This window comes from Enterobacter sp. MALB-1, assembly GCF_041021625.1.
Classification (GTDB): domain Bacteria; phylum Pseudomonadota; class Gammaproteobacteria; order Enterobacterales; family Enterobacteriaceae; genus Enterobacter; species Enterobacter oligotrophicus.
The window spans coordinates 1224505-1247471 of record NZ_JBDPJL010000001.1 but is presented as its reverse complement, the minus strand read 5'-3'; the positions used below and the strand labels follow the sequence as shown (position 1 = coordinate 1247471).

Genomic DNA, 22967 nt, shown 5'->3' with positions numbered 1-22967 from the left:
GTGATCTAAATCACACATTTTGACATTAGGACAGGTATGCTGGAATCACCAAGACGGAAAGACAAGAGGTAAAATTTATGACAATGAACATTACCAGTAAACAAATGGAAATTACTCCGGCAATTCGCCAGCACGTCGCAGACCGTCTCGCCAAACTGGATAAATGGCAAACACATTTGATTAACCCACATATCATCCTGTCCAAGGAGCCGCAGGGTTTCATCGCTGACGCAACTATCAATACTCCAAACGGCCATCTGGTCGCCAGCGCAAAACACGAGGATATGTACACCGCGATTAACGATTTGATCAACAAGCTGGAACGGCAGCTCAATAAAGTGCAACACAAAGGTGAAGCCCGTCGCGCCGCAACGTCGGTGAAAGACGCCAGCTTCGCGGAAGAAGTTGAAGAAGAGTAATCCTTTAAATTGAGTGTACCGCCAACGCGCCTTCGGGCGCGTTTTTTATTGACAGGGTGAAAACAGTACGGGTACTTTAACGGTATCAATTTCAGGATGACTTTATGAAACTTACGCCGTTCTTCTTCGCATTCTTTTTTACCTTCCCCTGACCGGGAGGCGTTTCGTCGTGTGATAAAGAATGCGAAGACGAACAACAAGGCCTCCCACACCGGGAGGCCTTTTTTATTGATAACGATAAAACGAGACAGGCAACACTATGACACCGGAAAACCCGTTACTGGATCTGCGAGTAAAAATCAGCGCACTGGATGAGAAATTACTGGCATTGTTGGCAGAACGCCGCACCCTCGCCATCGAAGTGGGGAAAGCCAAACTGGACTCCCATCGCCCCGTGCGCGACATCGACCGCGAACGCGATCTGCTGGAGCGTCTGATTCAACTCGGCAAAGCGCATCACCTGGATGCGCATTACATCACCCGTCTGTTCCAGCTTATTATTGAAGATTCCGTTCTTACCCAGCAGGCACTACTTCAGCAGCATCTCAACAAAACCAATCCGCACTCTGCGCGCATCGCATTTCTGGGCCCAAAAGGTTCTTACTCACACCTGGCGGCGCGCCAGTACGCCGCGCGTCATTTCGAAGAGTTTATTGAGAGCGGCTGCGCGAAATTTGCGGATATTTTCAATCAGGTTGAAACGGGACAGGCTGATTACGCCGTCGTACCGATTGAAAACACCAGTTCCGGCGCTATCAACGATGTGTACGATCTACTGCAGCACACCAGTCTGTCGCTGGTTGGCGAGCTGACGATCCCTATCGATCATTGCGTGCTGGTTTCTGGCTCAACGGATTTAAGTAAAATCGAGACGGTTTACAGCCATCCGCAGCCATTCCAGCAGTGCAGCCAGTTCCTGAACCGCTATCCGCACTGGAAAATTGAGTACACCGAAAGCACCTCAGCGGCGATGGAAAAGGTCGCTCAGGCAAATTCCCCAACCATTGCCGCGCTCGGCAGCGAAGCGGGCGGTGCGTTGTATGGCCTGCAGGTGCTGGAGCGCAACCTGGCGAACCAGACGCAAAACATCACCCGGTTCGTGGTGCTTGCGCGCAAGGCTATTGATGTCTCCGACCAGGTACCAGCCAAAACCACCCTGCTCATGGCCACCGGCCAGCAGGCAGGCGCACTGGTTGAAGCGCTGCTGGTTCTGCGTAACCACAACCTGATTATGACCAAACTGGAATCCCGTCCGATTAACGGCAACCCGTGGGAAGAGATGTTCTATCTCGATATTCAGGCCAATCTGGAATCTGCCTCCATGCAGAAAGCCCTGCGCGAACTGGGCGAGATCACCCGTTCAATGAAAGTGCTGGGTTGCTATCCGAGCGAAAACGTTGTTCCGGTTGACCCGGCTTAACGTTCAATAAAACCGCTTTTCTTCATCCCTGCCACGCTCACAGGCAGGGTGAAGATCGCACCGGAGAGCGGATATTTAGCGACCTCACCCGCATCCATATTTTCCCGCGTGGTGGTGATAAACAGCGTTTTCATGTCTTCACCGCCAAAGCAAACCATCGTCGGGCAACGTACCGGCAAGCGGTACTCTTCCAGCTGTTCCCCTTGTGGGGAAAATCGCGCGATGCGCCAGCCATCGAAGAGTGCGCTCCAGTAGCAACCCTCCACATCCATCGCCGCACCGTCCGGTATCCCTTCGCCCTCTTTAAACCGGCGAAATATTTCACGCCTACCGGGTTCGCCTTGCTCGTCAAGCGGCGTACGGTAGATAACGCCGTTTGGCGTGTCTGAGGTAAACATCCACTGATTATCCGGGCTAAACGCCAAACCGTTATGTCCGTGAATATCACACTGGATCACTTTCGGCGTCAGGTCATTGTCGATGCGCATCAGCATGGCACCGTTGTAATCTCCCGGCCCCCAGAAGGTGCCCGCGTAGAAACGTCCCTGGTGATCGGTTCCACCGTCATTAAACCGCGCCAGCTGCGGGTTAGACGGGTTATCACACACCTTGCGCTGGAGTAACCCATGTTTGTCCGTGAGCCAGATGGCGTTACGCATCGCCACAATAAATCCGCCGCGCTCACGCAAGGCAAAACAGCCGACCTCTTCATGGAAAGAAAGTACGGTGTGTTCTGCCGTGGCTAAAAGGTAACGGTGGATCTCCCCTTCCAGAATATCGGCCCAGTACAGCGCATTCTCTTCTGCGCTCCACGTCGGGCACTCCGGCAAATGCCCGATGTAGTTCAACAACTGTTGCGGTTCAGACATGACAGTTCCCCAAAATGAAAAAAGCCAGCATTGCTGGCTTTGAGTATATACATCATCGTATTACTGGCGACTGTCATTTGCCTGGCGCAACAGCGTGCGGCTTTCGCTCTGGAAGCGTGTCGCATAATCACCGAACCAGTGTTCAACTTTTCGGAAGCTGTCGATAAATGCCTGTTTATCGCCATGCTCCAGCAGGGTTATGGCTTCACCAAAGCGCTGGTAGTAGCGTTTGATCAGCGCCAGATTGTTCTCCGACGACATAATAATGTCGGCGTATAGCTGTGGGTCCTGAGCAAACAGACGTCCGACCATCGCCAGCTCCAGGCGATAAATTGGCGAGGAGAGCGCCAGCAACTGTTCAAGCTGAACGTTCTCTTCCGCCAGATGCAGACCGTACGCAAAGGTCGCAAAGTGGCGAAGCGCCTGAATGAACGCCATATTCTGATCGTGCTCAACGGCGCTGATCCGGTGCAAACGCGCGCCCCACACCTGAATCTGTTCCAGGAACCACTGGTACGCTTCCGGCTGCCGTCCATCACAGTAAACCACCACCTGCTTCGCCAGGCTGCCGCTGTCCGGGCCAAACATCGGGTGCAAACCGAGAACCGGGCCGTTATGTGCAGCCAGCATCGCCTGCAGCGGACCATTTTTCACAGAGGCCAGGTCAACAAGGATGCAATCCTCCGGCAGTGGAGGAAGTTTTGCAATAATCTGCTCCGTCACGTGGATCGGTACGCTGACGATGACCATCCCCGCATCCTTCATGATGTCTGACGCTCGTGCCCAGTCCTCTTTTTCCAGAATACGCACCTGGTAGCCAGAAAGCGTCAGCATTTTTTCAAACAGACGCCCCATCTGCCCGCCACCGCCCACAATCACTACCGGGCGAAGCGACGGACAAAGGGTTTTGAAGCCTTTGTCATTTTCGCTGGAATAGGATTCCCGCATCACGCGACGCAGGACATCTTCAATTAAATCCGGTGAAACGCCCAGCGCCTGTGCCTCCTTACGACGGGAGGCCAGCATTGATGCTTCGCGCTCCGGAACGTAAATCGGCAGGCCGTATTTGCTTTTGACCTCACCTACCTCGGCAACCAGGGCCATGCGGCGCGCCAGCAGATCCAGCAACGCCTTATCCACTTCATCAATTTGATCGCGTAACGCGGTCAATTCAGCAACCATAACTACCCTCTTAAGCCAGACGCGTCGCCAGCTGGCCGTTTAAATCTTTATGGATCTCACGCAGCAGCGCATCGGTGGTCTCCCAGCTGATACAGGCATCCGTCACGGACACACCCTGCTTCATTGCGCTACGCGGTTGTTCAGACGACTGATTACCTTCATGAATGTTGCTCTCAATCATCAGGCCGATAATAGAACGGTTGCCATCTTTAATCTGCGCGACCACAGATTCCGCAACCGCAGGCTGACGGCGGTAATCTTTATTCGAGTTACCATGGCTGCAATCTACCATTAGTGCCGGACGCAGTCCCGCCTGCTCCATCTCTTTTTCACACTGCGCGACATCTGCCGGGCTGTAGTTCGGCGCTTTACCGCCGCGCAGGATCACATGCCCATCCGGGTTGCCCTGCGTTTGCAGCAGACATACCTGACCCGCCTGGTTAATGCCAACAAAACGGTGTGGCATCGCCGCGGCGCGCATCGCGTTGATCGCCGTCGCCAGGCTACCGTCCGTGCCATTTTTAAAGCCGACCGGCATTGAAAGACCAGACGCCATCTCACGGTGTGTTTGTGATTCAGTGGTACGTGCGCCAATCGCAGACCAGCTAAAGAGATCGCCCAGGTATTGCGGACTGTTCGGGTCCAGCGCTTCGGTTGCCAGCGGCAGCCCCATATTGACAAGTTCCACCAGCAGCCGACGCGCAATTTTCAGGCCAGCTTCCACATCAAACGAGCCATCCATGTGCGGATCGTTAATCAATCCTTTCCAGCCAACGGTTGTACGTGGCTTCTCAAAATAGACGCGCATTACCAGATAGAGGCTATCGCTGACCTCCTCCGCTAATGTTTTAAAACGACGAGCATACTCAATGGCGGTTTCAGGATCGTGAATGGAGCAAGGACCACACACCACCAGCAGGCGCGGATCGCGGCCAGCGATAATGTCAGAAATGGTCTGGCGAGAGTGCTCAATTTGCGCTTCCTGCGCTGCGCTCAGCGGAAATTCCGCTTTCAGTTGATCCGGCGTAATTAAAATCTGTTCGTCAGTGATATGTACGTTGTTCAGCGCGTCTTTTTGCATGATGGCGATCCTGTAATGCTCGTTTGCGATAGTTGGTTTCCTCAGAGAGGTGAAACAACGATACCATAAAAAGTAAAGATTTCAATCCAAAATACGTACAGATTACTTTACAAAAACCACTAAACTGCAAAAATCAGCCGCTAAAAACGTAAAGTTAAAATTACACTCACCTTTTCATTTGCCAGGCTATGCTGAAGAAAAAAGGAGAATGGCGATGCGTTCAATGGGGCTTACGCTGCTGGTGCTGATCTTAACGGGCTGTCAGATCAATCCTTATACCTTTCAGCCTGACTGGACAAGCCCTGACTGGTTTGGTGCAGGGAAAGAAGACGCGATGAACGGTGCGCCGGTTAAAGATAGCCAGGCACTGGCTGATGACTTTAACGATCCCGATGTGGATCAGAGCGAATATCTACGCGGCTACGCCGAAGGGCAAAAGAAAATCTGTGAAGAAGGTTTTATCCATGCCTGGGGATTAACAGGGAAATCATTCCCTGCCAGTTGTGATACCACAGAAAATGCAGCAAAACTGCATGACGCATGGCAACAAGGGATGGATGAAAGCATGAAGGCCAGCAGGCTTAATTGAATTTGTCTTTAACCAGCAGAATAAATGCAAATGTAAGATTTAACTCAAGCCTGAGTCGTTGCATTTCTGACATAATGACGGCTTTGATAAACAATGGTATTCTGCCTCCAACTCTTAAGGACAACTATTTCCAGAGCGGTTCGGCGGATTCTGGTGAGAAATTCATTCTTGATCTCTTTGTACCGACTCACTTTGGTGTTAACGCTGTTCATTATTGTGGGCCAGGCGACTGCAGGTGCGCTCACGGAAACTGATAAATCGGTGCGTTCGATTGTTTCTGGCATTGTGAGTTATACCCGTTGGCCGTCACTTTCCGGGCAGCCTAAACTCTGCGTTTTTGCCTCTTCCCGTTACGCGCAAGCACTCAGCAGTGATGACGGGAAAAGCGTGTTACCTTATACCCCTGTCATTGTGCGTAACGATCAGGAAGCACTGTCAGCGACGTGTGACGCTATTTATTTCGGAACGGAATCGCCTGTAAAACAACGTGAATTAATAAGTCAATATCAGGGCAGAGCATTGCTTTTAATCTCAGAGCAGAATCCAGAGTGTATTATTGGCAGTGCATTTTGCCTGAAAATAGATCACAACCAGGTCAGATTTTCCGTCAATCTGGATGCGCTGGCTCGCAGTGGCGTAAGAGTCAGTCCGGATGTATTAATGCTTGCACGGAATACGAAGCATGAATAAGGATTTCACTTCTACGCCGCGCCCTACGTTTAAAAGAACGTTGCGGCGTATCAGCATGACGAGCGTCATCATCACAATGACGTTTATCTGGCTTTTATTGTGTTTTGCGTCCGTGGTGACATTAAAGCAATACGCACAAAAAAATCTCGAATTAACTGGCGCAACAATGAGCCACAGCCTTGAAGCCTCTCTGGTTTTCAATGATTCTCTGGCAGCGAATGAAACCCTGGCCACGCTTGGCAAACAGGGGCAATTTGCCGTTGCAGAAGTGCTCAACGTTCATAATCAACGGTTTGCGTACTGGTCATGGAACCCGGAGGATAATACCGACACGCTGGGCGCGCTGGTCAGCCGCTGGCTGTTTCCTGTCCCGGTTGCACAGCCGATAATGCATAACGATAATATGATCGGTGAAATTCGTCTTACCGCGCGTGATAGCCTGATCAGCCACTTTATCTGGATGTCATTTGCCGTGCTTACCGGCTGTATTCTTTTTGCCTCAGCGATTGCACTTACCATTACGCGCTCTTTGCATCATGGTATGGTCTCGGAGATGCAAAATATTACCGATGTTGTGCATGACGTCCGTACCAACCGCAACTTCTCACGCCGCGTGAAGGAAGGCCGCATCGAAGAGTTTCATCAGTTCGGAGAAGACTTCAACAGTCTGCTGGATGAAATGGAAGAGTGGCAGCTCAAGCTGCAGGCGAAAAATGCCCAGCTGTTGCGCACCGCCATGCACGATCCGCTGACCGGCCTGGCGAATCGTGCCGCATTCCGAAACAGCATTGCGGCGTTAATGCACGATGCTTCCGCAAAGAGAAACTCTGCCCTGCTTTTTCTGGATGGCGATAATTTTAAATTTATCAATGACACCTGGGGCCATGCAGCGGGTGACTGTGTGCTGATTGAAGTCGCCAGCAGGATGGTTGAGTTTGGCGAAAAACGCTACCAGTCATACCGCCTCGGCGGTGACGAGTTCGCCATGATACTGTATGGCGTCCACACTGAACCTGAGGTTCAACACATTTGCGCTGCCCTGTCGCAGCAGTTTGTCCGTCCGTTTGATCTGCATAACGGTCACACGGCATCAATGTCACTGAGCATTGGTTTTGCCCTGGCATGGGAAAATGCCTCGGTGGAAGCATTACTGGAACAAGCCGATCGCAATATGTACCAGGTGAAAAACCAGCGTTCGAAAACATTATCCCAGGAAGGAATATGACATGTTAAAGCGATACCTCGCGCCGTTGTTACTGGCATCACTGATCCTGTCTGGCTGTCAGACGCCACCAGCAGGCAAATTCACCCCAGAACAAATTGCGGCGATGAAATCTTACGGCTTTAACGAATTGAACGGTGACTGGTTCCTGGGTCTGTCGGATACGATCCTGTTTGATAAAAATGACGCCAGACTGCGGCCAGAAAGTGAAATTCAGATCCAGAGCATGGCTTCTCGCCTGGCCGCAACCGGTCTGAATCATGCCCGAATGGACGGCCACACGGATAATTACGGTGAAGAAAGCTACAACGAAGCTCTTTCGTTAAAACGCGCGAATGTCGTTGCAGATGCCTGGGCGAAGGGAGCCAATATCCCGCGGAGCAATCTCACCACGCAGGGATTAGGCAAAAAATACCCTGTTGCCAGTAACAGCACTCCGCAAGGGCGTGCTGAAAACCGCCGGGTTGCGGTGGTCATCAGCACGCCATAACGTTATTTTGCAGATGATCCGGCGAGCGACACCGTTGATGCCGCTCGCCAGCGCAGCCAGTCAATGACAATGAATATTGCCAGACTGACGCCCATTACCGGCAGTGCCAGCCCCAGTAGTGCGCTAATGACCACCGTGACAGCCCTTCCCCACAATGACAACGCCAGCCAGCTCTGGCTGAGTGTTTGCACCGGATTTGCTGCAGATATAGCAGGGCGTCGCAGCCACCACATCCGGTATCCCCAGATAATCAGCACACATAACGCAATACCGAACGCGATAAGCAGCAACTGATTAACCAGACCAAACAGAATGCCCATATGGAAATCCACACCCCAGCGGGTAAGTTTCGCCATTAACGGGAAATCGGCAAAGCGCGTTCTGTCCAGCACCTGCATGGAGTGCGGATCAACAGCAACGGCATCAACCTGCGTGGGCCAGCTGCGATCGATTTCCGTGACCGTCCAGGCCTGGTCAGCCATTCTTGCCGGGCAGATCTCCACGTTATTCGCATCAATTCCTGCCTTGCGGGCAGCCTGTAATACGCCGTCAAACTGCGATAAATCCATAGCCATCTCTGGCATCATCATTCCATTATGATGGCCGTGATGTTCAGCATGTTCATCCCGGATTTCCGGCGTACCGGAAAGCGTTGTATTTACCTGTGGCGTCAGCCAGTTCATTTCTGCACGAAGTTTATCAACGTTACCGCCCGCCCACTGGGACCAGGTCAGACCGGTCGCGGAGAACAGCAGCATCCCGCTGAGCAGAATCCAGCCTAAGGCCACATGCACACGACGGCGATTCTGGAAGCGATTGTTAATACGGCGCTTCGGTCGGGTATAAAACCACAAAGCGATACCGCCCAGAGCAGCAACCCACATCCAGGAAGCAGCCAGCTCGCTGTAGAGCCGTCCAACATTACCCAGCATCAGCGATGTGTGTAAATAATCGATTTTCTGGCGCAACGGCAAAATCCCGCTGGTGCCATATACCGTCATATCACCACGCACCTCAAGGCTAACGGGATCAACAAAAATAGCCCGATTTTCAGACGGGCCTAGCTGTGGGTCAGCAAACATCACGCGAGTGGTATCACCGTTAACCAGGCCAGGGCGAAGGGCATGCAATCGCAATTCTGAACCAACGGTTTTTTCTGCCACGGCAATTTGTTCCGCCAGAGGCTGTGGTTCCCCTGTCGAATCAGCGTGCAGCGCATGGCTGTACCACATATTTTCCAGCTGTGGCGTCGCCACATACAGCGTACCGGTCAGCGCGGCGAAGAAGATAAACGGGCCGACAAACAGCCCGACATAGAAATGGAGTCGACGCAGCAGGTTTCCCCATGCCGCGCGCGGAGTGCAGGTAGTCATACTTTTCCTTTTTATAGCAAAAAGTTATCAATTTTGTTTTAGAGGGAAAAAGCAGATCTGCGCGGCGGCGCACGGGTATCAGGATAGAGCCAGGGGAAAAAGTGCCAGTAACTGACCGCCTGACGAGGCGGCTTCACGCGGAGTCGTTGCAGAACCACACTGAGCAGCACAATCAGCGCCAGCATCACGCCCGGCACATGCGCCAGCAGCACACAGTAGCCGCACGCTTCCGCGTGATCGAGAGGCATAGTGTGCTGCATATCGCCATGATGCGCATCCATCGACATCATGCTCATGTCATGATGCATTCCCGGCATGGCGCTCATAGGATCTTTCTGCAGCGAGACGGAGATAAGCGGTGCGACTACGATCAGCAAGATCGCAAACAGCGCGATCAATGCCGCTGCGCGTTTCCGTTTATGCTGATGCAGTACGTTATCCACTTACCCTCCACTGAAGAGGCAAGTATTGTAAATGATTTATGAAAAAAGGGTTAACGCGAGAGGTGCGATAGGATAAAAAAAGGGCCAGCCTTTCGGCCAGCCCCTTTTAACAGGATGTCGCTTAAGCGAATCTTAGTTAAGACGCTCTTTAATACGAGCAGACTTACCGGTACGCTCACGCAGGTAGTACAGTTTAGCTTTACGTACAGCACCACGACGTTTAACAGCAATGCTGTCAACTACCGGAGAGTGAGTCTGGAAGACACGCTCAACGCCTTCGCCGTTGGAAATTTTACGAACAGTGAATGCAGAGTGCAGACCGCGGTTACGAATAGCGATAACCACGCCCTCGAATGCCTGCAGACGTTTTTTGGAACCTTCAACAACCCATACTTTCACTTCCACGGTGTCACCTGGACGGAAGGAAGGTACGTCCTGCTTCATCTGCTCTTGTTCAAGTTGCTTAATAATGTTGCTCATAATTTAATCTCTTATCCTGGGTAAACTGATATTCGGGCGCGTATTACGCATTCCCATCATGTTCATGCTGCTGGTGCGCGTGTTCGGTTTTGAACTCGGCCAGCAACTTTGCTTGCTCTTCAGTCAGAGCCAGGTTTTCCAGAAGTTCAGGTCTTCTAAGCCAGGTTCGGCCCAGCGACTGCTTCAAACGCCAGCGACGTATCTCGGCATGGTTTCCAGACAGTAGCACTGCCGGTACTTCCATCCCTTCTAACACTTCAGGACGAGTATAGTGTGGACAGTCCAGCAATCCATCGGCAAACGAATCTTCCGTTGCCGATGCTTCATGGCCCAGAACACCCGGAATGAACCGGGCGACGGAGTCAATCAGCGTCATTGCCGGTAACTCACCACCGCTGAGAACGTAATCGCCGATAGACCATTCTTCGTCAATCTCGGTTTGAATTACGCGCTCATCTATCCCTTCGTAGCGCCCACAGACCAGAATCAGCTTTTGATTCGTCGCCAGTTCGCTCACGCCTGCTTGATCAAGCCTGCGTCCCTGAGGTGACAGATAAATCACCTTTGCGCCTTCACCTGCCGCGGCTTTTGCTGTGTGAATGGCGTCCCGTAAGGGTTGCACCATCATTAACATCCCCGGTCCGCCGCCGTAAGGACGATCGTCCACGGTACGGTGCCGGTCATGCGTGAAGTCACGAGGACTCCAGCTCTGGATGCTCAGCAGGCCATTTTTTACTGCCCGGCCAGTTACCCCGTAATCGGTAATCGCGCGGAACATTTCAGGAAACAGGCTAATTATGCCAATCCACATAGCGCCGTCTTTTACCGTTTATCCGGAGAATTTAAAAACCAGGATCCCAATCTACTTCAATCGTTTGAGTAGCGAGATCGACTTTCTTGATAACCTGTCCATCGAGGAACGGAACCAACCGCTCCTTGATGCCAAATGCATCTTTCAGGTTTGCCTTAATGACGAGAACGTCATTTGACCCGGTTTCCATCATATCGATGACTTTCCCCAGGCTGTAACCTTCAGTGGTGACCACCTGGCAACCCATAAGGTCTTTCCAGTAGTAGTCGCCCTCTGCAAGCAAAGGCAACTGCGACGAATCCACGACAATTTCACAATTAGTCAGCGCATTCGCGGCATCACGATCGTCAACGCCTTTCAGCTTGATGATGATGTCCTGATTGTGGTGACGCCAGCTTTCCAGCTCGACCTCTTCCCACTTACCGCCTTTCTGGATAAACCAGGGCTGGTAATTAAAAATGCTATCAGCGTCTTCAGTGGAGGAAAACACTCTGAGCCAACCACGGATACCGTAGCAAGAACCCATTTTTCCCAATACGATCGGTTCAACAGGTGCTTTATTGCTCATCATGACCACCGTGACAGATTAAGCTGCTTTGTTTACTGCTTTGATCAGCGTAGCAACGCGATCGGAAACAGTCGCGCCCTGGCCAACCCAGTGAGCGATACGATCCAGATCCAGACGGGTTTCTTCTTCTGCGCCAGCGGCCAGTGGGTTGAAGAAACCAACGCGCTCAATGAAGCGACCGTTGCGTGCATTACGGCTGTCGGTTACAACAACCTGGTAGAACGGACGCTTTTTAGCGCCGTGACGAGCTAAACGAATAGTTACCATAACATCCTCTTGTGTGAATAAAACAACCGGGCCCCATCGAGGAACGGAGCCCGGTGTCATATTAAAAGCCCGAAAATTTTACTGATTTCTGGGGAAATTGCAATCAGCATCTTGATACTGAGCATTAAACACGGTTTATCGGCCAGGGAATCCTGGCGGCATCATCCCCTTCATGCCGCGCATCATCTTCGCCATTCCGCCTTTCTTCATTTTCTTCATCATGCGCTGCATGTCGTCGAACTGTTTCAGTAGGCGGTTGACGTCCTGCACCTGCATGCCGCAGCCGGCTGCAATACGGCGTTTACGGGAACCTTTGATGATTTCAGGCTTCGCACGTTCTTTCAGCGTCATCGAGTTGATGATCGCTTCCATACGCACCAGCACCTTGTCATCCATCTGTGATTTCACGTTATCAGGAATTTGACCCATGCCCGGCAGTTTGCCCATCAGGCTCGCCATGCCGCCCATGTTTTTCATCTGACGCAGTTGCTCAAGGAAGTCGGTCAGGTCGAAACCGTCGCCTTTTTTCAGCTTACTTGCCAGCTTCTCAGCCTGCGCGCGGTCAACTTTGCTCTCGATATCTTCGATCAGCGACAGCACGTCGCCCATGCCGAGGATACGGGAAGCAATACGGTCCGGGTGGAACGGCTCCAGCGCTTCCGTCTTCTCGCCCACGCCGAGGAATTTAATCGGCTTGCCGGTAATATGACGAATAGAGAGCGCTGCACCGCCGCGGGCGTCGCCGTCCACTTTAGTCAGCACCACGCCGGTTAACGGCAGCGCTTCGTTAAACGCTTTTGCGGTATTCGCCGCGTCCTGACCGGTCATGGCATCAACAACAAACAGGGTCTCTACCGGGTTGATAGAGGCATGCACCTGTTTGATTTCGTCCATCATCGCTTCGTCAACGTGCAGACGACCAGCGGTATCCACCAGCAGCACGTCATAGAATTTCAGCTTCGCTTCTTTCAGCGCCGCATTAACGATATCGACTGGCTTCTGGGCGACGTCGGACGGGAAGAAATCCACGCCAACCTGCTGCGCCAGGGTTTCCAGCTGTTTGATCGCCGCCGGGCGATAAACGTCCGCCGAAACCACCAGCACCTTTTTCTTGTGCTTCTCGCGCAGGAATTTACCCAGCTTACCGACGCTGGTCGTTTTACCCGCCCCCTGGAGACCCGCCATCAGCACAACCGCCGGTGGCTGAGCGGCCAGGTTCAGCACCTGATTCTCTTCGCCCATCGCCGCAACCAGCTCGTTACGAACGATCTTGACGAACTCCTGACCCGGCGTCAGGCTCTTATTAACTTCATGACCAACCGCCTTCTCTTTCACGCGGTTGATAAAATCACGCACGACAGGCAGCGCCACGTCGGCTTCGAGCAGCGCCATGCGCACTTCGCGCAGCGTCTCTTTAACATTCTCTTCGGTAAGGCGTCCGCGGCCGCTGATGTTGCGCAGCGTGCGCGACAAACGATCGGTTAAATTATCAAACATTGTCTCTCGCCTGGGGTAGAAACGTTGGGTCGCGTGAGCGACACATACACAGAATTTTGCCGGAGTATAACATGAAGGCAGCTTTGTTGTTATGCAACGGTTGGAGCAGGCGTCACGTAACGTTATACTGCTTCTCTTTCTTATTAAGACAACTGTCGACGCCTATATGCCTGTTTTCGCACTGATCGCTCTTGTTGCCTACTCTGTCAGCCTCGCGCTGATCATTCCCGGCCTGCTGCAAAAAAACAGCGGCTGGCGGCGCATGGCTATCCTTTCGGCAGTGATCGCACTGGTAAGTCACGCTTTTGCGCTGGAATCTCGCATCATTCCCGGTGATGGCAGCGTGCAAAATCTGAGCGTGCTGAACGTTGGCTCACTGGTCAGCCTGATGATCTGTACGGTGATGACCATTGTCGCCTCAAAAAATCGCGGCTGGCTGCTGCTGCCAATTGTGTATGCCTTCGCGCTGATCAATCTGGCCCTGGCCACCTTTATGCCCAATGAATTCATTACTCATCTGGAAGCCACACCGGGAATGCTGGTGCACATTGGCCTGTCATTGTTCTCCTACGCGACGCTGATTATCGCTGCGCTCTACGCTATGCAGCTCGCCTGGATTGATTACCAGTTGAAAAACAAAAAGTTGGCCTTTAACCATGAAATGCCGCCGCTGATGGTCATTGAGCGTAAGATGTTTCATATCACTCAGGTCGGTGTCGTACTGCTGACGCTGACGCTCTGTACCGGCCTGTTTTACATGAAGAACCTGTTCAGCGTGGAGAATATCGACAAAGCCGTTCTCTCCATCATCGCGTGGTTTGTCTATATTGTCCTGTTATGGGGTCATTATCATGAAGGCTGGCGCGGTCGTCGCGTGGTCTGGTTCAACGTCGCGGGTGCGGGTATTCTCACCCTTGCCTATTTTGGCAGCCGCTTCATACAGCAATTTGCTGGCTAAGTAACAAAGGAGTTCCCCCTGGAACACATCTCTACCACCGCGCTGATCGTCACGCTGATCATCATGGTGGTCATCTCTGCCTATTTCTCTGGCTCGGAAACCGGCATGATGACGCTGAACCGCTATCGGTTACGTCATCGCGCGAAGCACGGTAATCGTGCCGCACGCCGTGTCGAAAAGCTGCTGCGTAAGCCCGACCGCCTGATTAGCCTGGTGCTTATCGGTAACAACCTGGTCAACATTCTCGCCTCTGCGCTGGGCACCATCGTCGGCATGCGCCTGTACGGTAACGCCGGGGTCGCCATTGCCACCGGTGTCCTGACGTTCGTGGTGCTGGTGTTTGCCGAAGTGCTGCCCAAAACCATCGCCGCACTTTACCCGGAGAAGGTCGCCTACCCGAGCAGCTTCCTGCTGGCACCGCTGCTTATTCTGATGATGCCGCTGGTCTGGCTGCTGAATATGGTCACCCGCCTGCTGATGCGAATGGTGGGCATCAAAGCAGACGTCACCATCAGCAGCGCACTCAGCAAAGACGAGCTTCGCACTATTGTGAATGAATCCCGCTCGCAGATTTCCCGCCGCAATCAGGACATGCTCCTGTCCGTACTGGATCTGGAGAAAGTCAGCGTCGACGATATCATGGTGCCGCGCAATGAGATTGTTGGTATTGATATCAATGATGACTGGAAGGCCATCGTCCGTCAGCTGACGCACTCCCCGCACGGGCGCATTGTGCTCTATCGCGACTCGCTGGACGATGCCATTAGCATGTTGCGCGTGCGCGAGGCCTACCGTCTGATGACGGAGAAAAACGAGTTCACCAAAGAGGTAATGCTGCGCGCCGCCGACGAGATTTACTACGTCCCCGAAGGAACACCGCTCAGCACGCAACTGGTGAAATTCCAGCGTAATAAGAAAAAAGTGGGCCTGGTGGTTGATGAATACGGTGATATTCAGGGGCTTGTGACGGTCGAAGATATTCTGGAAGAGATTGTCGGAGACTTCACCACGTCAATGTCACCTTCTCTTGCAGAGGAAGTCACCCCGCAAAACGATGGCTCGGTGTTGATTGACGGGAGCGCCAATATTCGTGAAATCAACAAAGCCTTCAACTGGCATCTGCCGGAAGATGAGGCGCGCACGATGAACGGGATGATTCTGGAAGCGCTGGAAGAGATCCCGGCGGCAGGCACACGGGTGCGTATTGAACAGTACGATATTGATATCCTGGACGTGCAGGACAATATGATCAAGCAGGTGAAGGTTCTGCCCGTCACGCCACTTCGGGAAAGTATTGCCGAATAAAATGTAGGCCGGGTAAGGCGAACGCCGCCACCCGGCACTACGGATGGCACATTACGCTTTCGCTTTCGCCACGGTCACCATCGCAGCGCGAATAGTACGGCCGTTCAGGGTGTAACCTTTCTGCATCACGCCAAGTACGTTACCGGCGTCGACATCTTCTGATTCCACCATCGCAATCGCCTGGTGAACGTTCGGGTCCAGCGGTACGTTGGTATCGGCAATCACTTCCACGCCAAACTTACGCACCACATCCAGCATGGATTTCAGCGTCAGTTCGATACCCTCGATCATCGCCGCGTTGTCCGGATTCGCTTTATCCGCCACTTCCAGCGCGCGATCCAGGCTATCAATCACCGGCAGCAGTTCGTTGACGAATTTCTCCAGCGCAAATTTATGCGCTTTTTCAACGTCCAGCTCGGTACGACGACGCAGGTTTTCCATTTCCGCTTTGATGCGCAGCACACCATCGCGTTCGCGATTCTGCGCTTCGACTAACTGAGCTTCCAGATTCGCAATTTTTTCATCGCGCGGGTCCACCTGCTCAGCAGACGCGTCTGGCTCTACAGCCTCAACTTCGTCGTGCTGTTCCGTGATAATTTCTTCAGGGGCTTGCCCCTCAGGCGTTTTCTGTTCTTTACTACTCATGAATTTCTCCGCGTTTTTCTGCATTCATCTCGCTAACTTCGCTTATTATGGGGATCAGTTTCCGGGATTCAAGGGAACAAGACAGATTGTCATCATTCATCAGGCACAAGGACCTCCAGAAAATGAATAATCATTTCAGGTGCATTGGGATCGTCGGGCATCCGCGTCACCCTACTGCATTGACGACACATGAAATGTTGTATCGCTGGCTGTGTGGTAAAGGCTATGAAGTGATGGTCGAGCAGCAAATCGCCCAGGAGCTGCAGCTTAAGGGCGTCAAAACCGGCACGCTGGCGGAAATTGGCCAACAGGCAGATCTCGCCGTGGTGGTTGGCGGCGACGGCAACATGCTGGGCGCAGCCAGAACCCTTGCTCGCTATGATATCAAGGTTATCGGTATTAACCGTGGCAATCTCGGTTTTCTGACGGACCTCGACCCGGACAATGCTCAACAACAACTGGCCGATGTGCTGGAAGGCCACTATATCAGTGAAAAACGCTTTTTACTGGAAGCGCAGGTGTGCCAGCAGGACTGCCAGAAGCGCATCAGCACCGCCATTAACGAGGTGGTTCTCCACCCCGGAAAGGTGGCGCACATGATTGAGTTCGAAGTGTATATCGACGAAATCTTTGCTTTCTCACAGCGCTCAGACGGGCTGATTATCTCCACGCCGACGGGCTCAACCGCCTACTCCCTTTCTGCGGGTGGCCCGATTCTGACTCCCTCGCTGGACGCCATCACGCTGGTGCCGATGTTCCCGCATACGCTCTCTGCCCGCCCGCTGGTGATTAACGGCAGCAGCACCATTCGCCTGCGCTTCTCGCACCGCCGTAATGACCTGGAGATCAGCTGCGACAGCCAGATCGCGCTGCCTATCCAGGAGGGCGAAGATGTCCTGATTCGTCGGTGTGATTATCACCTGAATCTGATTCATCCGAAAGATTACAGCTATTTCAATACGTTAAGCTCAAAACTTGGCTGGTCAAAAAAATTGTTCTGATTTTGCATCCAGCACTTTACTGTATAAAAAACCAGTTTATACTGTATGTAAACACAGTTATGGTTTTTCATACAGGAAAACAATTATGCTGGCACAACTGACCATCAGCAACTTTGCCATTGTTCGTGAGCTTGAGATCGATTTCCACAGCGGCATGACGGCGATCACCGGGGAAACCGGTGCAGGTAAATCCATTGCCATTGATGCCCTCGGCTTGTGCCTCGGCGGCCGTGCAGAGGGTGACATGGTGCGCACGGGAGCAAACCGTGCAGACCTCTGTGCCCGCTTCTCCCTGAAAGATACCCCTGCGGCTCTCCGCTGGCTGGAAGCGAACCAGCTGGAAGATGGACGTGAGTGTTTACTTCGCCGAGTGATCAGCAGCGATGGCCGTTCACGTGGTTTTATCAATGGCACTGCGGTCCCGCTTTCCCAGCTTCGTGAGCTCGGCCAGTTACTCATTCAGATCCATGGACAGCACGCACATCAGCAACTCGTTAAACCGGAACAGCAGAAAGCACTGCTTGATGGCTACGCAGGTGAGTACGCGCTTACTCAACTGATGGCAGAGCACTACCGTCAGTGGCATCAAAGCTGCCGTGAGCTCGCCCAGCACCAGCAGCAAAGCCAGGAGCGTGCCGCCCGCGCAGAACTGCTGGAATACCAGCTTAAAGAACTGAACGAATTTAATCCTCAGTCGGGTGAGTTTGAGCAAATCGACGAAGAGTACAAGCGCCTGGCGAACAGCGGCCACTTGCTCTCAACCAGCCAGAACGCCCTGAATATGCTGGCAGATGGTGAAGACGTAAACCTGCAGAGCCAACTGTACAATGTGCGTCAACTTGTTACCGAACTGACTGGCATGGACAGTAAACTCTCTGGCGTGCTGGATATGCTGGAAGAGGCTGCAATTCAACTCTCAGAAGCTGGTGATGAACTGCGTCACTACTGTGAACGTCTGGATCTCGACCCGAACCGTCTGTTTGAACTGGAGCAACGCATCTCCCGTCAGATCTCACTGGCGCGCAAGCACCACGTCACGCCGGAAGAGCTGCCAAACTACTATCAGTCTCTGCTGGAAGAACAGCAGCAGCTCGACGATCAGGCTGACTCGCTGGAAACCTTATCCCTGGCGGTAAACCTGCATCACCAGCAGGCACTGGCAACGGCAAAACAGCTGCATGATATCCGTCAGCATTACGCGCAAGAGTTAAGCCAGCACATCACCGACAGCATGCACACACTGGCGATGCCACACGGCGTGTTCACGATTGATGTCCGCTTTGAAGAGAACCATCTCACGGCAGAAGGGGCCGATCGCATCGAATTCCGCGTCACCACGAACCCAGGCCAGCCTTTACAGGCCATCTCTAAAGTTGCCTCCGGCGGCGAGCTGTCGCGTATTGCACTGGCGATTCAGGTCATTACCGCACGTAAAATGGAAACCCCGGCGCTGATTTTCGATGAAGTGGACGTGGGGATCAGTGGCCCGACGGCGGCGGTCGTGGGCAAACTGTTACGCCAGTTGGGTGAATCAACGCAGGTAATGTGCGTTACCCACCTGCCGCAGGTCGCGGGCTGTGGTCATCATCACTTTATCGTCAGCAAAGAAACAGACGGAGAAATGACCGAAACGCACATGAAACCGCTGGATAAACGCGCACGTCTGCAGGAACTGGCGCGCCTGCTCGGTGGCAGTGAAGTCACCCGCAATACGCTCGCGAACGCAAAAGAACTGCTGGCGGCATAAACTTTTTCGGGATCTCAGGGTCATACAGAACAACAAAAACGCCGCCAGACCGGTTTCAAAGTGGGGCAAGGTCTATTATCATCGGCATATAACATATGAGCCGCGTTCTGCTCGGGCCCGAAAAGGAATCAAATCACTATGCGTTGTAAAATGCTGACCGCTGCCGCAGCGGTTCTTCTGATGTTGACCGCAGGCTGTTCCACTCTGGAGAAAGTGGTTTACCGTCCTGACATCAACCAGGGGAACTACCTTACCCCTAACGATGTGTCCAAAATCCGTGTGGGGATGACACAACAGCAGGTCGCTTATGCACTGGGAACCCCGATGATGTCCGATCCATTCGGAACAAACACCTGGTTCTATGTTTTCCGTCAGCAACCAGGCCACGAAGGTGTGACCCAGCAGACCCTGACGCTGACCTTCAGCAGCGCTGGTGTGTTGACCAACATCGACAATAAACCTGCCCTGACCAGGTAATCCGGTGTCAGAAATGCAAAAAGGTGCTCATTGAGCACCTTTTTTTGTATCTGAACGCTAGCACAGACTCGTAGCCCCGGTAAGCGCAGCGCCACCAGGGACAAACGTACTACTTACCCGATTTCTCCGCTCGCTGACGACGCAACTCTTTAGGGTCAGCAATAAGCGGGCGATAAATCTCAACCCTGTCGCCTTCTTTCAGCACGTCAGACAGTTTCACCGGACGGCTATAAATGCCGACTTTATTCTTCGCAAGGTCAATGTCGCTGCGAAGCTCAAGGATACCAGAAGCACGTATAGCCGCTTCAACAGTTGCCCCTTCTTCCAGCGTCACGCCCTGCAGATACTGCTTTTCCGGCAGCGCATACACCACTTCTACAGATATCTTATGCGACACTGTAAACCTCTTTGGCGCGAGTGGTGAACGCCTGAACCATGTTCGACGCCAGTTCTTTAAAGATGCGGCCAAACGCAAGCTCAATCAGCTTATTGGTAAATTCAAAGTCCAGATGGAATTCGATGCGACAAGCGTCAGCACTCAGCGGCGTAAATTTCCACCCTCCCATCAATTTTTTAAATGGACCATCCACCAGATGCATCAAAATACTCTGATTATCAGTCAGCGTATTGCGGGTGGTGAACGTCTTGCTGATCCCCGCTTTGGAGACATCGACCGCCGCCGTCATCTGCGTCGGGCCTGATTCCAGTACCCTGCTGCCGGTACATCCCGGAAGAAACTGCGGATAAGACTGGACATCGTTCACTAACTGATACATTTGTTCCGCGCTGTAGGGGACAAGCGCAGTACGGCTAATCTGAGGCATAGCATTTTCCATGGTCACACAACAAACAAATAATAACATTTATCCCTTGTTAAAAAAACGCTAAGCCTTATCTCGTGCTAAGATAGCGCGTTAGACCTCACAGGACGCAATGAGGTGACTTTTTGAAATCAGATTACCGACGGCTTTACGACACTTATGACGAAGAAAAAAGCACATAAACCAGGCTCGGCGACCATTGCGCTCAACAAGCGTGCTCGCCACGAGTATTTTATCGAAGAAGAATTCGAAGCAGGTCTTGCACTGCAGGGCTGGGAAGTTAAATCGCTGCGCGCCGGGAAAGCGAACATCGGCGATAGCTATGTGATCCTGAAAGACGGCGAAGCCTTCCTGTTCGGTGCCAACTTTACACCGCTGACTGTCGCCTCTTCACATTATGTGTGTGACCCAACGCGCACCCGTAAGCTGCTGCTGAACAAGCGTGAACTGGAATCCCTCTACGGACGTATTAACCGTGAAGGTTTCACCGTGGTCGCGCTGTCACTGTACTGGAAAAATGCCTGGTGCAAAGTGAAAGTTGGCGTTGCCAAAGGTAAGAAACAGCACGACAAACGTACTGACCTGAAAGAACGCGAGTGGCAGCTCGATAAAGCACGTATTATGAAAAACGCAGGGCGTTGATTCTGCGCACTTATTGTACAATTCAATAAGTTAGCGTTCCGGGCTGGTAACCTGGAAGTAAAATCTGGTATACTGAGTTCAACACTATTGGGGCTGATTCTGGATTCGACGGGATTTGCGAAACCCAAGGTGCATGCCGAGGGGCGGTTTGCCTCGTTAAAAGCCGCAAAAAAATAGTCGCAAACGACGAAAACTACGCTTTAGCAGCTTAATAACCTGCTCTGAGCCCTCTCTCCCTAGCTTCCGCTCTTAAGACGGGGATCAAAGAGAGGTCAAACCCAAAAGAGATCGCGTGGATGCCCTGCCTGGGGTTGAAGCGTTAAAACTAATCAGGCTAGTTCGTTAGTGGCGTGTTTGTCCGCAGCTGACGTGCGAATGTAAAGACAAACTAAGCATGTAGTACCGAGGATGTAGAAATTTCGGACGCGGGTTCAACTCCCGCCAGCTCCACCACTTTTTAGTTGTTTGAAGTATACTGAAGTCTACTAAGCCCGCACAGCACAAGCTCTGCGGGCTTTTTTACGTCTATTGTCGTCCAGTGAGAATTGCTGAGAACTATCACTTATGGCACCCTTAATGGGACCCACTGAAAAGGGTCCAAAAACCGAGGGTCCCAAAATGGCAAAAATCGCTAAGAAGCTCACTGACACTGAAATCAAAAGCACTAAGCCAGCCGACAAAGAAATCAACTTGTTTGACGGTGATGGTTTGATCCTACGAATCGCTCCCCTCTCGAAAGGAGGGAAGAAGAATTGGTATTTCAGGTATGCAGTGCCGGTGAGTAAGAAAAGGACCAAAATGAGCCTTGGGACCTACCCTCACCTCACACTGGCAAGAGCAAGAGCCTTGCGAGATGAATACCTTTCCTTGCTTGCCAATGGTATAGATCCACAAGTTCATAACACCCAGAAAGCCAATGCCCTAAAAGATGCCACGGAACATACATTTCAAGCAGTAGCCAAGAAGTGGCTTGATGAGAAAGTCAAAACGTCAGGCATCTCCCAGGATCATGCTAACGACATCTGGCGAAGCCTTGAACGAAATATTTTCCCCGGTCTGGGTAATGTGCCAATCAAGGAGATCCGTCCCAAACTCTTAAAACAGCATCTTGATCCAATTGAACAACGAGGAGTACTGGAAACTTTGCGACGGCTCATTTCCAGGTTGAATGAAATCTTCCGTTGGGCGGCTACAGAAGAGCTGATTGAATACAACCCCGCAGATAATCTGGGCCAACGTTTCAGTAAGCCTAAAAAGCAGAATATGCCTGCCCTCCCCCCCTCTGAACTCCCTCGTTTTCTGGCAGCACTGAACAATGCATCTGTCCGTTTAGAAACAAGACTACTGATTGAATGGCAACTTCTCACATGGGTTCGCCCCGGTGAAGCTGTCCGCGCAAGATGGTCTGATATAGATATGGATAACAGCATGTGGAACATCCCGGCTGAATTTATGAAGATGAAAAAACCTCATAAGGTTCCATTAAGCAAAGAATCTCTTCGGATACTTAAATCTATGGAATCAATCAGTGGGCACCGCGAGTGGGTATTTCCCAGCATAAAGGCTCCCTTAAACCATATGCATGAACAAACAGCCAACGCAGCAATTATCCGTATGGGTTTTGGAGGTGAACTTGTTGCCCATGGAATGCGATCTATTGCAAGAACGGCAGCGGAAGAGTCAGGAAAATTCAGGACAGATGCACTTGAAGCGGCCCTTGCCCACTCAAAAAAAGACGAAATTATCGCTGCATATAATCGGGCGGAATATATCACCGAACGAGTAGCTCTCATGCAGTGGTGGGGAGATTATGTCCAGGCGCAACAGCTTAAAATTTTTGCTGCCTGAATGGACGAAAGGCTACTAATCAGTAGCCTTTCCAATATCCCCATACATGGGGCAAATAACACACTGTACATAGTACAGGATACATATCAGCAAAAACTCTTGATGACATATATTATTAATAA

At 52.1% G+C, this 22967-nt stretch carries 27 protein-coding genes, 1 other RNA gene and 1 other annotated feature; of the genes, 15 read left to right on the top strand and 13 right to left on the bottom strand.

The features are described 5' to 3' along the window. The first annotated feature begins 77 nt into the window (after positions 1-77). The 3 genes from raiA (at position 78) to pheA (ending at position 1839) form a co-directional block, all read left to right on the top strand. The gene (gene raiA, locus ABGB15_RS06045; RefSeq protein WP_003863162.1) at positions 78-419 is read left to right on the top strand and encodes a ribosome-associated translation inhibitor RaiA; all 342 of its coding nucleotides are present in this window, start codon (positions 78-80) and stop codon (positions 417-419) included. A 103-nt stretch (positions 420-522) separates the two neighbouring features. Next, positions 523-648, top strand: a sequence feature (Phe leader region). After that, complete coding sequence (gene pheL / locus ABGB15_RS06040) at positions 524-571, top strand: pheA operon leader peptide PheL (RefSeq protein ID WP_100249759.1); 48 nt, start codon at positions 524-526, stop codon at positions 569-571. It overlaps the preceding feature by 48 nt. Positions 649-678: 30 nt before the next feature. Further along, positions 679-1839 carry a bifunctional chorismate mutase/prephenate dehydratase gene (pheA, locus tag ABGB15_RS06035; protein ID WP_152081904.1) on the top strand — a complete coding sequence of 387 codons (1161 nt, stop codon included), beginning with the start codon at positions 679-681 and terminating at the stop codon, positions 1837-1839. Here pheA and ABGB15_RS06030 read toward each other — a convergent pair. The 3 genes from ABGB15_RS06030 to aroF are packed head-to-tail and all read right to left on the bottom strand — an operon-like array spanning position 1836 to position 4971. Further along, a complete protein-coding gene (locus ABGB15_RS06030; protein WP_215722679.1) occupies positions 1836-2708 on the bottom strand; it encodes an SMP-30/gluconolactonase/LRE family protein in 873 nt (290 codons plus the stop codon). The two genes, pheA and ABGB15_RS06030, sit on opposite strands and share 4 nt — an antisense overlap. Positions 2709-2768: 60 nt before the next feature. Then, positions 2769-3890 carry a bifunctional chorismate mutase/prephenate dehydrogenase gene (gene tyrA, locus ABGB15_RS06025; protein WP_215722678.1) on the bottom strand — a complete coding sequence of 374 codons (1122 nt, stop codon included), beginning with the start codon at positions 3888-3890 and terminating at the stop codon, positions 2769-2771. A 10-nt stretch (positions 3891-3900) separates the two neighbouring features. Continuing rightward, positions 3901-4971: a 3-deoxy-7-phosphoheptulonate synthase AroF gene (gene aroF, locus ABGB15_RS06020; RefSeq protein ID WP_215722677.1), complete on the bottom strand. Its 1071-nt coding sequence runs from the start codon at positions 4969-4971 to the stop codon at positions 3901-3903. 214 nt (positions 4972-5185) lie between these two features. Between aroF and ABGB15_RS06015 the strand changes: the two genes are divergently transcribed. The 4 genes from ABGB15_RS06015 to ABGB15_RS06000 all read left to right on the top strand — a co-directional run bounded on the left by ABGB15_RS06015 (position 5186) and on the right by ABGB15_RS06000 (position 7962). Beyond that, positions 5186-5560: a DUF2799 domain-containing protein gene (locus ABGB15_RS06015; protein WP_215722684.1), complete on the top strand. Its 375-nt coding sequence runs from the start codon at positions 5186-5188 to the stop codon at positions 5558-5560. Between the two features lie 153 nt (positions 5561-5713). Beyond that, complete coding sequence (locus ABGB15_RS06010) at positions 5714-6250, top strand: YfiR family protein (protein WP_232623270.1); 537 nt, start codon at positions 5714-5716, stop codon at positions 6248-6250. Continuing rightward, a complete protein-coding gene (gene dgcN / locus ABGB15_RS06005) occupies positions 6243-7475 on the top strand; it encodes a diguanylate cyclase DgcN (protein WP_215722676.1) in 1233 nt (410 codons plus the stop codon). The genes ABGB15_RS06010 and dgcN overlap by 8 nt, the downstream gene beginning before the upstream one ends. Position 7476: 1 nt before the next feature. Continuing rightward, the gene (locus ABGB15_RS06000) at positions 7477-7962 is read left to right on the top strand and encodes an OmpA family protein (protein ID WP_152081910.1); all 486 of its coding nucleotides are present in this window, start codon (positions 7477-7479) and stop codon (positions 7960-7962) included. A 2-nt stretch (positions 7963-7964) separates the two neighbouring features. Here the strand turns inward: ABGB15_RS06000 and ABGB15_RS05995 are convergent, their stop codons facing one another. The 7 genes from ABGB15_RS05995 to ffh form a co-directional block, all read right to left on the bottom strand. After that, a complete protein-coding gene (locus tag ABGB15_RS05995; RefSeq protein WP_215722675.1) occupies positions 7965-9335 on the bottom strand; it encodes a PepSY domain-containing protein in 1371 nt (456 codons plus the stop codon). Between the two features lie 38 nt (positions 9336-9373). Further along, positions 9374-9778 (bottom strand): DUF2946 domain-containing protein, encoded by a 405-nt coding sequence (locus ABGB15_RS05990; protein ID WP_215722674.1) that lies wholly within the window; start codon positions 9776-9778, stop codon positions 9374-9376. A 132-nt stretch (positions 9779-9910) separates the two neighbouring features. Then, entirely contained in the window at positions 9911-10258 is a 348-nt protein-coding gene (gene rplS, locus ABGB15_RS05985; protein ID WP_002914145.1) for a 50S ribosomal protein L19, read from the bottom strand. A gap of 43 nt (positions 10259-10301) precedes the next feature. Next, on the bottom strand, positions 10302-11069 hold the full coding sequence (gene trmD / locus ABGB15_RS05980) for a tRNA (guanosine(37)-N1)-methyltransferase TrmD (protein WP_215722673.1): 768 nt from the start codon (positions 11067-11069) through the stop codon (positions 10302-10304). Positions 11070-11100: 31 nt separating this feature from the next. After that, entirely contained in the window at positions 11101-11640 is a 540-nt protein-coding gene (rimM, locus tag ABGB15_RS05975; protein ID WP_152081914.1) for a ribosome maturation factor RimM, read from the bottom strand. A 15-nt stretch (positions 11641-11655) separates the two neighbouring features. Further along, entirely contained in the window at positions 11656-11904 is a 249-nt protein-coding gene (rpsP, locus tag ABGB15_RS05970; RefSeq protein WP_032642860.1) for a 30S ribosomal protein S16, read from the bottom strand. A gap of 135 nt (positions 11905-12039) precedes the next feature. Further along, positions 12040-13401, bottom strand: coding sequence for a signal recognition particle protein (gene ffh, locus ABGB15_RS05965; protein ID WP_152081915.1), 1362 nt, complete (start codon positions 13399-13401; stop codon positions 12040-12042). Positions 13402-13567: 166 nt separating this feature from the next. Between ffh and ABGB15_RS05960 the strand changes: the two genes are divergently transcribed. Both ABGB15_RS05960 and ABGB15_RS05955 read left to right on the top strand, forming a co-directional pair. Continuing rightward, positions 13568-14359: an inner membrane protein YpjD gene (locus tag ABGB15_RS05960; protein ID WP_032674137.1), complete on the top strand. Its 792-nt coding sequence runs from the start codon at positions 13568-13570 to the stop codon at positions 14357-14359. An 18-nt stretch (positions 14360-14377) separates the two neighbouring features. Further along, positions 14378-15664, top strand: a complete 1287-nt coding sequence (locus ABGB15_RS05955; protein WP_152081916.1) for an HlyC/CorC family transporter — start codon at positions 14378-14380, stop codon at positions 15662-15664. A 51-nt stretch (positions 15665-15715) separates the two neighbouring features. On the opposite strand, the gene grpE is transcribed toward ABGB15_RS05955, so the two are convergent. Beyond that, positions 15716-16309, bottom strand: coding sequence for a nucleotide exchange factor GrpE (gene grpE / locus ABGB15_RS05950; RefSeq protein WP_152081917.1), 594 nt, complete (start codon positions 16307-16309; stop codon positions 15716-15718). 122 nt (positions 16310-16431) lie between these two features. On the opposite strand from grpE, the gene nadK reads away from it, so the two are divergent. The 3 genes from nadK to bamE all read left to right on the top strand — a co-directional run bounded on the left by nadK (position 16432) and on the right by bamE (position 19534). Further along, on the top strand, positions 16432-17310 hold the full coding sequence (gene nadK, locus ABGB15_RS05945; protein ID WP_152081918.1) for an NAD(+) kinase: 879 nt from the start codon (positions 16432-16434) through the stop codon (positions 17308-17310). Between the two features lie 85 nt (positions 17311-17395). Continuing rightward, positions 17396-19057 carry a DNA repair protein RecN gene (gene recN / locus ABGB15_RS05940; RefSeq protein WP_215722671.1) on the top strand — a complete coding sequence of 554 codons (1662 nt, stop codon included), beginning with the start codon at positions 17396-17398 and terminating at the stop codon, positions 19055-19057. 138 nt (positions 19058-19195) lie between these two features. Continuing rightward, positions 19196-19534: an outer membrane protein assembly factor BamE gene (gene bamE, locus ABGB15_RS05935; protein ID WP_152081921.1), complete on the top strand. Its 339-nt coding sequence runs from the start codon at positions 19196-19198 to the stop codon at positions 19532-19534. 109 nt (positions 19535-19643) lie between these two features. Here the strand turns inward: bamE and ABGB15_RS05930 are convergent, their stop codons facing one another. Next, the gene (locus ABGB15_RS05930; RefSeq protein WP_152081922.1) at positions 19644-19931 is read right to left on the bottom strand and encodes an RnfH family protein; all 288 of its coding nucleotides are present in this window, start codon (positions 19929-19931) and stop codon (positions 19644-19646) included. Next, positions 19921-20358 carry a type II toxin-antitoxin system RatA family toxin gene (locus ABGB15_RS05925; RefSeq protein WP_198440047.1) on the bottom strand — a complete coding sequence of 146 codons (438 nt, stop codon included), beginning with the start codon at positions 20356-20358 and terminating at the stop codon, positions 19921-19923. Before ABGB15_RS05925 ends, ABGB15_RS05930 begins: the two co-directional genes overlap by 11 nt. A gap of 156 nt (positions 20359-20514) precedes the next feature. On the opposite strand from ABGB15_RS05925, the gene smpB reads away from it, so the two are divergent. From smpB to ABGB15_RS05910, 3 genes are all read left to right on the top strand, one after another. After that, on the top strand, positions 20515-20997 hold the full coding sequence (gene smpB / locus ABGB15_RS05920) for an SsrA-binding protein SmpB (RefSeq protein WP_008502505.1): 483 nt from the start codon (positions 20515-20517) through the stop codon (positions 20995-20997). Positions 20998-21086: 89 nt separating this feature from the next. Next, positions 21087-21450: a transfer-messenger RNA gene (ssrA, locus tag ABGB15_RS05915) on the top strand. 165 nt (positions 21451-21615) lie between these two features. Then, the gene (locus ABGB15_RS05910) at positions 21616-22845 is read left to right on the top strand and encodes an integrase domain-containing protein (protein ID WP_369064143.1); all 1230 of its coding nucleotides are present in this window, start codon (positions 21616-21618) and stop codon (positions 22843-22845) included. Positions 22846-22967: the final 122 nt, after the last annotated feature.